Annotated in this window: 7 protein-coding genes; all 7 read right to left on the bottom strand. The window is 30.2% G+C overall.

What is annotated here, in order from left to right; all coding sequences use genetic code 11:
- Positions 1-83: 83 nt before the first annotated feature.
- The gene (locus JOC49_RS12550; protein ID WP_204665384.1) at positions 84-2,339 is read right to left on the bottom strand and encodes an nSTAND3 domain-containing NTPase; all 2,256 of its coding nucleotides are present in this window, start codon (positions 2,337-2,339) and stop codon (positions 84-86) included.
- Positions 2,340-2,903: 564 nt separating this feature from the next.
- Positions 2,904-3,518, bottom strand: a complete 615-nt coding sequence (locus tag JOC49_RS12545; protein WP_204665383.1) for a hypothetical protein — start codon at positions 3,516-3,518, stop codon at positions 2,904-2,906.
- Between the two features lie 236 nt (positions 3,519-3,754).
- Positions 3,755-6,859 carry a metallophosphoesterase gene (locus JOC49_RS12540; RefSeq protein ID WP_204665382.1) on the bottom strand — a complete coding sequence of 1,035 codons (3,105 nt, stop codon included), beginning with the start codon at positions 6,857-6,859 and terminating at the stop codon, positions 3,755-3,757.
- 116 nt (positions 6,860-6,975) lie between these two features.
- Entirely contained in the window at positions 6,976-8,043 is a 1,068-nt protein-coding gene (locus tag JOC49_RS12535; RefSeq protein WP_204665381.1) for a DUF6414 family protein, read from the bottom strand.
- A gap of 178 nt (positions 8,044-8,221) precedes the next feature.
- Positions 8,222-8,860, bottom strand: a complete 639-nt coding sequence (locus JOC49_RS12530; protein WP_204665380.1) for a DUF5710 domain-containing protein — start codon at positions 8,858-8,860, stop codon at positions 8,222-8,224.
- Between the two features lie 336 nt (positions 8,861-9,196).
- The gene (locus JOC49_RS12525; RefSeq protein ID WP_204665379.1) at positions 9,197-9,568 is read right to left on the bottom strand and encodes a DUF5412 family protein; all 372 of its coding nucleotides are present in this window, start codon (positions 9,566-9,568) and stop codon (positions 9,197-9,199) included.
- Positions 9,569-9,715: 147 nt separating this feature from the next.
- A complete protein-coding gene (locus JOC49_RS12520) occupies positions 9,716-10,069 on the bottom strand; it encodes a MazG nucleotide pyrophosphohydrolase domain-containing protein (RefSeq protein WP_204665378.1) in 354 nt (117 codons plus the stop codon).
- Positions 10,070-10,509 lie beyond the last annotated feature (440 nt).

Here is a 10,509-nt window from a genome sequence, read left to right as displayed (position 1 = left end):
TGTTTTCTAATGGCTAGATTTGCTGTACCATTTTTTCAGAAATGAAAATTTATAAAAAAACTCAAACTACTTATTGACTTTTATTAGCTGGTCTTATATTCATGTTCTTCCATTACGTCTTCAATAACAAGTTGAACATCAGAATATATGTTTTCTATTGCTTGCTTTATTAAATTAATACTCTGGTATTTAAACTCATCGATAAAATCACTAATATCATTTTCAATTGATTTTTCATCAAAACTATAACAATTATACTGCTCGATAGTTATATAATCTGTATAATTAAAAAATTCAGAAGCCACTTCATCAAAATAGTTTTCAAAGTCACTTTCAATCAGTTCTTTAAATTTTTCTATAAAATACTCCTCATTAAGTAATTTAGCACAAGAAATATTATCTAGTTTGCAGAAAAGCTCTAACCATTTTGCTAGTTCTTCAACATAATTGGAATTGCTTATCACAAGTATAAATATTGTATCAATATTATCTAAAAATAACGATATTACTTTTGAATCACTATTGCTATTTTCAAGAATACTATAAATAGTTTCTTCATCTAAAAAATGTTGAAATGTCTCAGAATCAATTACTTTATTAAAATAATCATATTGAATTTCTTCAATTTCCTTGTCAAAAATTTTTGTAGCCTTTGATAACATTGTTAAATATTTCATTTTACTATGTCTTATCTCTTCTATATCATCAAAATTATTGATTAAAAATTCTCCTATAAAGTCAATATAATTATTGGGTAAATTTATCAACCCCTCTTTTAATAGTTCACCAGGATTGAAAATATATAATTGATCAATAAACTTAATGCCCATAATAATTCGCTTGATATCTGAAACGTTTTCAGTAAAATAATGTTTTAAGAAATCAACTATAGACGGATTAAGAAATTTAACTAATTTATTACCGTCTGTATCCATTTCAAAAGAAACAAAAGCTGTATTTAGAACCTTCAAAGCTTTATTAAACATGTTATGAGAACGAATAAATGAGTTTACTTTAATTTCATATGAATATCGATTTTCAAAACCACGTTCTAAATACTCATATTTAGTTGCTTGATTAAATGAAAGTAATGTATCGACTAATATACGCTCTTCATTTGTTATTTTAGACTCGTATTCATATTTCCATATATCCTCAGGATTATCTAGCTTAGTCATAATAAAACTGTAATAATCTTTAACTGCAATTTCATTTAACCTAGATTTATCTGCAAAGAACTGAATGATTCTTGGATTATAATTCTTATGTCGAATAATTTTCATGTATCTTGAATCTATTAGTATTTCATTAAAATAATTTCGATCATTCAATAAGAAATAAAAGTGATTATATAATATTTCTGCTTTTTCTAGAGCTGAGTAAGAATTTAATTCTATCGAATGATGAACAATTTTATCTTGTATCTGATTAAGTTTTTCAAACTCAAGACTTGCCCGATTAAATATAGTAGTTCTTGAAGTTAGAACTACTCTTTTATTGGGTTTTTGTATATATTTTAGGATAAAACTAACTAGTCTACTTTCAGTGTTTCCATTCATTAGTTCTACAAAGTTTGATCCAAGAAAATCATCAATAAAAATGATTTCTTTTTCCTCACTATCTCTGGACAGAATTTTTTCTAACTCAGATATATCATGGCCAATAACAAACTTTGGTTTGAAATTAGACTCTAAGTAATTGAAAATTAATAAATTTGCTAATACAGTTTTACCAACTCCAGGTTCTCCATGTATTAATAACAATCCACTTTTATCAAGCTTTCTTTTTGCAATAAAATAGTCCTCAGTAATAACATATAAGGGAATATTATTTCTAATTTGTTCAACGATATACATAATGTTATTCTGTTGTGCATTATGTAAAATATTACTTATTACAGTTGTATTGGCTAACCAAAGCTTATAATACTTTTCTTCTATCCATGTAAATTTTGGAGATGATAACAAAGATGTAATTCTCTTTAAGTCAAAGATATCTGATGCAGATTTTATGAATCCATTCATTAACCCAATTAATTCGTCACATTGATTAACACTTAAATCCATTGAAACAAATAAAATATATCTTTTCGGATTTCTTTTGCACATTTTCTTATATTCATCTCTTATTGCTGTTTTAAGATTACTAAAAGTAGATTTAACATAATGTTTAACCTGTACTATAGTTTCTTCTCCCTCTTGAGAATAGAGTAAATCAATTCCTTTGTCTCTTCCTCCACGGAACGTTTTAAAATCCATGTTCAAATGAGTTGTTAATATATCTTTTGCTAGTTCTTCAAATTCAGTGTCGCTTAAGATTGACAAATCATAATTAGCCATATTTGTGTATTCTCCTCTAAATTGAATTTCACATAACGTTCTTACCGTTTTAGCCGCTTCAGTGGCTAAAACGGTAAGAACGTTATGTGCCGTAATCTCTGTGTCTTCTCAACCTAACTGAAACCTAGAGATAATTTCCACGCCTGGCGAAAATAAAGATTACATCATAGTAGTTATTGCATTTCGTCTAGCCGTAGCGACTCTAACCGAGCTTCCTCAGAAGCGATCATGAGACGATTCAACCTTATAAGATACGATTGATCATCACGATTCTACTTGTCTCGAAGTTTTCATCCAATCATGACTTCTAAAAACCCCTGTTTTCAGAGGGCGTGTAGACTCATAGCCAAACTTCGATGAACTGGACACCTTAAATCTAAACCTCGAAAAACCTAAGACCTAAACAAATGACTCAACACTCTGTAAAAAATCAATTTATTTATATATAAAAACCACAAGCAGCCTAAACTTTTATGGCATATAACGTTCTTACCGTTTTAGCCGCCTCTGTGGCTAAAATGGTGTGTTAGACGATGCTTTGAAATTCTGTTTTTGTGCATTGCCTTAATCATGTTGTTCAATAATTTGCTTTAATATACTTCCATATCCATTCAAATTATAAATAACAGAACCCAACTTCACCACTTTACCTTCTTTCATTTGAGCCATTGTTGATCCCGAATAATCAAATAATCCAATTGAATATAGATGACTTATTACACTAGAATCATACTTTTCTCCATCATTGGAAAATCTAATATCGTTGATACTCTTCAGTGATTTTAAATACTTATAATATGATTTAGAAACTATGCTGCTTAAATATAAAAATTCATCCTTATCCACTTCACCAGCAACATAATAATTGAATAATATTGCTATCAATTTGATTTTCTCGTCGTCATCAGTGGAGTCAATAATATAAACCAATTTTTTAGATATTTTATAACATTCATCAACATCTAAGAACTTTTCTCTCCACTTTTTATTTTCATTAACATTATCAATAAATCCTCTTAGCTTTTCCATGAATATTCTATCTTGAATACTTTTACCTATTTTAATGACACTAAATGCTGGACCAACTATTGGTAAATCTCTTAAAGCACCCTCATTTAAAAATTTATCTAAAGTATATTCACCATAATTTTCAATTATAGACAATGTATCATTATTCATTGATGGTCCTCCGTATGTATTTGATTTAAAAAGTTTTGTCTAACGGCTCAGGCTTTACGTAGTCCGTTGAAGTTGACACTTGTGGCAAAGGCAACGGACTACGTAAAGCCTGAGCCGTTGAGAACGGACTGACGGTGCCTTTCCGGCATGTCCGCTCTCAACGTTCTTAGAGTCCTCGCAGCCTCAGTTGCGAGGACTTTGTGTTATGGGAAGGCTTTTACTTGCTAAAAGTATTATCACTTCCTATCTATTCTACCTTTATGTGTTTCAATTACTGAAGACTTACTGCTTATCTTTAAATGTTCATTAATTTGCATTCTCTCAGGCTCGTTAATATTATAATTGTAGTATAAGTCAGCAACAAAATTTTTGACTAGAGTTAATATATATGGATATTTTTCAAAGTGCTCTCTATTGTCAGTCATTTTTTTTAACAATCTTTTTTTATTAAGCAACTCTCCATTTGCCCTTACTTTAAGCTCTAATAGAACACTTAAGATTTGTCCAGAAACTCCATACTCTTCTAATAAAATTTTGAAAATATTTTCATACAACTGAACAATAAGCAATTTGTCACGAGTGTCTCTAAAGGAAACTATAAGCAACTGATAAGACAACGCATCTAACTGATCGTTTATTCTGTCAACAAATTCCTCTTTTATTTTATCTTGCTCAAATACGGAAACTTCCTCAGATAGTGCCTCTTGCAATTCATTTATTACTCTAGTTATAAATTTCTCTTTTACTTTTACAATATAATCAATAAAATGTTTAGCCACTCCCAGCCCATTTTGAATGATGATTTTTATTAGTACATTTTGATTATCAGCATTCAGTTGCCCCCAGTAATTTCTTAATACAATATTTATTATTTCATTAATTCGAATTGCAGAGATAGCTTCATTAAGCTCAACGGCTGCTTCATATATAGTTTTTTCTTTATTATCAACTGATTCATGTTCGTCAAAATTCTCATGTATATTGTCTTCTTTTAAATCCCTTCTCTCTTTTGCTGTTTTTCCAATCACTGTAGGCTCGTTAATAATTTTATCAATATCTTTAATCTTAATTTTCATATCAGAAAAAATATAGGCTTCATTTACTAAACATAATGACTCTTTAGTTATATTAATTTGGCTATTGATTCTAAAAATATGCTCTAATAAGCCTTCACCCATTCTGTGTACAAGATAAATAAAAATATTTGCATAATCGTCTATATATAACTTCTCACTAAGTTTTTCAATTACACAATCTCTTTCGCTTCCCATTTTAATAATTCTTTCTGATATAAAGTAATAATAAGTATACTTGTGTTTAAAACTAATAAAGTTGTCATTTTCAAGTAAAATATTACACTTACATAAAATTTCTATAAGTGAATTAATACTATACAATTCTTTGCATTTATGCTTTGTAATGTCAAATTCTATCAAATAACTTTCATGAAACTGAGCAAATTCTACATAACTCATTTGACTTTGATCGTTAATAAAAAATGAATATGATAAATACTCTAAAAAATTGAATATTGCATTTTTATTGCTACTTTCAGTTATATAAATACTAAGTGAATCATTAATAATGTTTGAATGAAATGTGCTAAAAAAGTTGTCTTTATCACGTTCAATATTGCTATAGCCTTTATCAATAGAATTTAAAATCATTAAAATAAACAATGGTTTTGATCCCAAATTTGATGCTTTTAACAATTCAGAAACTTGTTTATAGTATTCATCCTCAGCGATTAACAATTCATTCTCAACAATATTGTCAACTTTATACACTATCCATTGCCTTATTAAATCTCTTACTTGACGAGTAACAAAATTGTTTATTTGTATCACTTCAAAGTCGTAAGTCACTATATCATCAAGAATCGTTGTTAGCATATTCTTTCTTGAAGTTATTATTACCTTTTCATATTGTGTCATAATATTTTCAAAAAAGTCTTTAAACTTGCTTTTGTTTCTAGCATTAAGAGAATCTAAGGAGTCAATTATTACTACAATATTATCTTTATTATTCATCAAATCAATATCAGTATTATATTGTGAAGAAATAAGTGCTCTCAGATTAGCTTCTGCCGATTTATTCAACAAAGTAAAACTTTCACCATCTAAATATATTGGCAACATATTTTTATAATGCAAATGACTTATTATTTTTTTAACCAGTGTTGTCTTACCACATTTATCACTTCCAACAATACATTTTTTATACGTCTTAATTGATAAATCTTGAATTATTTTTGTATAGTCAATCATTTCTTCAACTTCATCACTGACTTTTTTTGATAATCTTGGCGTTACAAATATGTCATTCAATTTTAAATCGCCTTTTGAATGACTAATTGGAGTACCAATATCATTTAAGAAATCAAGATACTTATCTTTTAAACTAAATGAGTGACTTTCATTCTTGTTTGTAATTGTTATTGGTTCAGTAGTTTTATGCACTACATATGAATTTGAATTAATTTCATATTGCATATCATATCTATTGAACTTATCTCCTTCAAAATCAAGAACTGTATAACCTGAATCACCAATAGAGTTATCCAGATTCTTTATGAATAAATAACGAGTAAGTAAATCTGGATCTATAGAATTCTCATTCATATGTTCATGCCCAAAAATTATAATATCCATTTTTTGAGCTATAGTTGGCGCTTCAAATTTTCTATCTTGATATTCAAACCATGAAAATGGATGATGCATTAACAAAATATTTATTCTGGATGCATTATCAGTAACAAACTCATCATAATAGTTAAACGGAAATGAATGTGTGCCATATTGATCTTTTTTCTTTGACATAAATGAGCTGTTCAATGAAAAAATAGATAGACTAATATGATTATTTAATTGATACTTATAAACATCAAGAAATGAATCACCAATAACTTTTATACTATTATCTTTGTATAAATCAGCAAATTCATTAAAACTCCTTTGAGCTGCTAATATATTCCTTCTGAATATTTTATTACTTGGGTTTCTCAAAAAATTAAGGCATTGTGATTCTAAAAATTCTGAAAATTCATCTTCACTAAATTCATCTGATTCAAATGAAATATCATGGTTTCCAGGGCTAAAAATAAAGTAAACCAGTACACCTTTTGCTTCAAACAAATCTTTAATTTCATCAAAAAAATGTTTTGCGTATCTATACTCTTCAGCTTTTCCATAACAAGCTAAATCACCAGAATAAGTAAAAATAATTATGTCAGTATCTAAACAATTACCAAGCAAACTAGTTTTTAAACTTTCCAGGTTTACATTTGACATCTCACTTGAGCTTATATGCCAATCACCCATGGCAATAATTTTTAATTTCATGTTCCCTCCATTTTTGTGTTTATTGAAGATTTCCCAAAACGTTCCGTGAGTTGACGACGTGTGCCATCCTTCCTATTAAAAAGGCCATGTCGTCAACTCGCTGTTATGCGCAGTGATTATCGGTAAAGCGCGATTAGATTAATAGATATATCAGGGTACTTGATATTGGAGTGTAAACCAAGTTCAGCTGACATCAGCGAAAACTGTTCTGTGATTGAATCAATAATTCCATCTATACTCTTCATATCGATGTTACTAAGTCTACTTAAGCCACTCTTTTCTTCCTTTGGCTCTTTAGTTATCAAGCATACTTGAGCTAATACTTTCCAATCTTGCTTCGGTTCATAACCATACTTAAAAATCAAGTCATTCTTTGGTTCCGTAAAATTATCTTCATTCACAGGAGCTACAAAACTAAAGCAATTATCCATTTGTTTGGAATGTGTTAAATAATACTTCGTTACTACCCTGGACAAATCCCCGTCTGATATTCCTCTCACAAATTCAAGTAATGCATTATACATTACAGGATTCATCTTATCACCCAATATACTGGTCAATACACTATAACCATGCTTAAAGTCATTCTCTTGCATATCTTTGGCATATGCTTGAATCTGTTCTGTAGTATCGAGCTTATTTAATCTATCTGATATCTCACTCTGTTGGAGTAAATCAATTATCTTCTCGAATGAATCAACAATGCTCTTCAAATGTACTACATCAAACAACCTTGCATTACATGTAAACTCAATAAAGTCTCCTTCTCTAACTTTATATCTTACCTTATTTTTATTCCAGTCGTAGGGTGGATACTTATCTAAATCGATCAGTAGTTTCTGCTCTATTAATGCCTCTCTTAACAGAGTAAGCTGATGATGATATAAAACTTTCTCATTAGATTGAGAACGGCTACTTGAACCAGTACCATTGTGTACAAACTCGAGCTCTCCATCAACATTTACTTTCAGGCTTCCCAACTTAGAAAGTATCTCAGCTAGAAGATTTGCAGAAGAACTTCCAAGTCCAGCTTCACCTGATATGCCCGCCTTAGTTGTTATCTCATTGCTTTTCTCTTCAGTGATATCACTAGACTCTATAACTGTTTCCGTCATTCCACCTAATAACTGTGAACCATAAGATACAATCTTATCCTTATCAAAATAAATAAAATCTCGAACCATACTCTCCTCCTTGAAAACCTAGATAATCATTGCGCATAACGTTCCCGTGATTTTCGACGTTCCTTCCTTTTAACGCCTTAGCGGAAAAAGTGGCGCAGACCTTGCCTCGCAAGGACTGTGACATCGGAAGAAATTTAGGAAATCAACGTGTTAGCTGATGGTTTTGATTTTTTCTATGCTAAATCGTCAACCATTCCATTATCTCTCCTTTGAGAATCATGTCATATTTATCATTCAGTACATGTTTTTCGACAGGCTTCTCAATATAATTAATCCAAAATCCATCATCTAATTCTTGATACAACTGATAGTCACCCTGAATATTGTTACAGTGGGGACATGTATTTGCATAATATTTCGATTTTACAGTATTGCTATATTTAAGTTTATAAGTATTGGACTTTTCTATAATTTTAGATAACTCTTCGCTCGGTAATTCAGTGATATATGTCACAAATCTAATTGGGAAACCAAATGTTTTACTATAATAATCTTCATTTGAATAATTATCAAAATCTACTTGCTCAACATCACAATTATGATAATATATAGAATTATTTATCATTTTATTTCCCAATCCATAAATCTCGATTTCTTTTTCACATCTCCAACATACTCGTGTTGTCTTCATCAGAAAAATAGGTGCATAAAGAATTACAACTTCATCAGATGGTTTAAAAGGTAACCATTTTTTAAATTCATCTAGTTTCGCATAATTCTTTCTTGGAATATACCATGTTTTGAACTCTGGGTCCCACATTCCACCTAGTTTTTTAACAATATCCTTTTCTGAAAAAGGAACATTTATCTTTAACATCTTTTCTCCCTTCAACAAATAATGTTAGTTGATATAACTTTTCATAAAAGATTATATTTTTCATGTTGTTATAATTATCTCAATTAATCAAAACTTTCAGCTAACGGCTCAGGCTTTACGTAGTCCGTTGAATTTGACACTTGTGGCAAAGGCAACGGATTTCGTAAAGACGTTGTTGGGCGATGTGCCCAACTACGGCGCAGCCTGAGCCGTTGAGAACGGACTGACGGTGCCTTTCCGACATGTCCGCTCTCAACGTTCTTACCGTTTTAGCCGCCTCTGTGGCTAAAATGGTGTGTTATATGATGGTCGACCTTTTTAATATTTTAATTGCTTTTATCTTCTCCAATCATACACTTGATATCTAACATCAATTATATGTCCATTTATATCGACTGTATTATTGTCAATCCACTTCACTAATGCAGTTTCTTCCTTATAATTCCAGTAAATATTTTTTGACTTTTTATTTAACTGATTGTATTCTAGCTCACCTCTAATTGCATATGAGACCGTTGCACCACCATTTATTAAGTAAATGCTTAAACTGTATTCACCCGAAGGTGATTCGATTTGATCAATTAGTTCTCCTTCTGGTATTCGATTTATATCAAAGAATAGCCAATAGATTAAGCCACCAATAACAGTAGAAGTAATTAACAACATTATTATTGCTTTTTTAACTATTGAGATTATCTTTTGCTTCATCTTAAACTCCTGATTAAATGTCTTTAATTGTATTTCTCCTGTTTTGTTTATTCTTGAAATGTGTTTCAATTCGACTTTCATATAACGTTCTTGCAGTCCTCGTAGCGTAAGTTACGAGGACTGTGTGTTATACGAAGGCTAAATATTTTAACTTTCTTCATGATCTTTCTTAAAATCTCTTTGCATATTTTTATCGAACTTTTTCCGATATACCTCAGAATACTCTTCGGAACTAACATCAAACCTATTAAGAACATCTGAATAGTACATCATAATATCACACATTTCTTCAATAAACCTTGTACGAATTTCTGTGTTTTCCATGATTTCTGATTCACCTTTTTTCTTTATTATTGATATTACTTCGCCAATCTCTTCAATCATATACAAAATATATGTTTTACCATGTTCTGGCTGCATCGACCACCATATGTCTTTATGCTTTTCCCATAGTTTTTTTGACATTAATAGAGCTTCTTCAATATCTAAATTATTAGCCATGTAGCCTCCTTGTTTATGAAATAATTAATTGTTAGCTTTCGTATAACGTTCTTGCCGTTTCCGTCGCCTTAGTGGCGGAAATGGTATGTTAGGTGATGCTCAGTTATTTATTGTTTTATCAATTCTATCCTTTTTCGTAATCATAGAATATTCTTTTAGGTGCGGTAATTACTACTTTCTTTTCTGTATTTTCAACAATTATTTCAGAAGGGAAAAAAAACTTTAAAAATGGTAGATGGTGTAAGATATTTTGTGTAAAGTGAAAAATCAGTTATAATTCACTTAGACAAAATGGAGGTCCGAAATGGCAAAAAGAAAAAGAAATCCAGCGCCCAAAGAATTAATTGAGTATTCCGGTGTCTTCTGAGCCGTGTGTCCGATAACAATGAGCCACCATTCCGTTTTAGATTGAGCCATAGTTCCGAAGCTTTTGAGCCAAC

Source organism: Fusibacter tunisiensis, from assembly GCF_016908355.1.
Lineage (GTDB): Bacteria > Bacillota > Clostridia > Peptostreptococcales > Acidaminobacteraceae > Fusibacter_D > Fusibacter_D tunisiensis.
This window is presented reverse-complemented; position numbering and strand designations above follow the sequence as displayed.

Excerpts from the sequence above, each read along its gene's own strand:
- JOC49_RS12550 (WP_204665384.1), bottom strand. The coding sequence starts at position 2,339 with ATGGCTAATTATGATTTGTCAATCTTAAGCGACACTGAATTTGAAGAA.
- JOC49_RS12545 (WP_204665383.1), bottom strand. The coding sequence starts at position 3,518 with ATGAATAATGATACATTGTCTATAATTGAAAATTATGGTGAATATACT.
- JOC49_RS12540 (WP_204665382.1), bottom strand. The coding sequence starts at position 6,859 with ATGAAATTAAAAATTATTGCCATGGGTGATTGGCATATAAGCTCAAGT.
- JOC49_RS12535 (WP_204665381.1), bottom strand. The coding sequence starts at position 8,043 with ATGGTTCGAGATTTTATTTATTTTGATAAGGATAAGATTGTATCTTAT.
- JOC49_RS12530 (WP_204665380.1), bottom strand. The coding sequence starts at position 8,860 with ATGTTAAAGATAAATGTTCCTTTTTCAGAAAAGGATATTGTTAAAAAA.
- JOC49_RS12525 (WP_204665379.1), bottom strand. The coding sequence starts at position 9,568 with ATGAAGCAAAAGATAATCTCAATAGTTAAAAAAGCAATAATAATGTTG.
- JOC49_RS12520 (WP_204665378.1), bottom strand. The coding sequence starts at position 10,069 with ATGGCTAATAATTTAGATATTGAAGAAGCTCTATTAATGTCAAAAAAA.